Source organism: Streptomyces recifensis, assembly GCF_002154615.1.
In the GTDB taxonomy this organism is placed as follows: Bacteria; Actinomycetota; Actinomycetes; order Streptomycetales; family Streptomycetaceae; genus Streptomyces; species Streptomyces griseoluteus.
Map to the genome: position 1 here is coordinate 1 of NZ_MUNH01000825.1, position 700 is coordinate 700.

A 700-nucleotide genomic window follows, 5' to 3' on the forward strand; every position below is an offset into this window, starting at 1 on the left:
GGCGCCGATGCCGACGGTGGAACTCATCAGCGCGACCGCCGATCCCCGCCGCTGGGGCGGGAGTTCGTCGCGCAGGATGCTGATGGACAGCGGGACGACGGAGGCGGCGGCGCCCTGGAGGGCGCGAGCGGTGATGAGCACGGTGATGTCGGAGGACAGCGCGCACAGTACCGAGCCGACGGTCATCAGGGCGAGTGCGGAGGTCAGCACTCTGCGCTTGCCGTACATGTCACCGGCGCGGCCGAGGACCGGGGTGAGCACGGCGCCGGAGAGCAGCGTGGCGGTGACCATCCAGGAGACGGCGGCCGGTGACGATCCCGTGAGCCGGGGCAGGTCCGGCAGGAGCGGGACGGCCACGGTCTGCATGACGGCCATGAGGATGCCGCCCGACGCCAGCACGGGGATGGTGAGGCGCTCCCGCAGCCGGGGCGGCGCCGCGGGGGTGCCGGACGGCTCGGGTATGGGGGCGGAGGTGTCCATGGACGCTCCTGCGGGGGAATGTGCGTGGCTGGTGAATGGCCATTCACTCTATCCGGTGAATGGCCATTCACCAACCGGTACCCGGACCCTGAGCTGGGCCGCAGGGGTCAGCGGGAGCGGCCGGGGGTGCGCGCGGCGTGCAGGGCCCGGGCGGCGCGGGGGCCGAGCCAGCGCTTGAGCCGGCGCAGCGGTTCGAGCCGGCCGGCCGCCTTGTCGAGGC

The 700-nt window shown here is 73.6% G+C and carries 1 protein-coding gene; it reads right to left on the reverse strand.

The window, feature by feature from the left end; genetic code table 11:
- A partial coding sequence (locus tag CCN33_RS30060; protein WP_140394770.1) for an MFS transporter occupies window positions 1-480 on the reverse strand: 480 nt, incomplete at its 3' end.
- Between the last annotated feature and the right edge of the window lie 220 nt (window positions 481-700).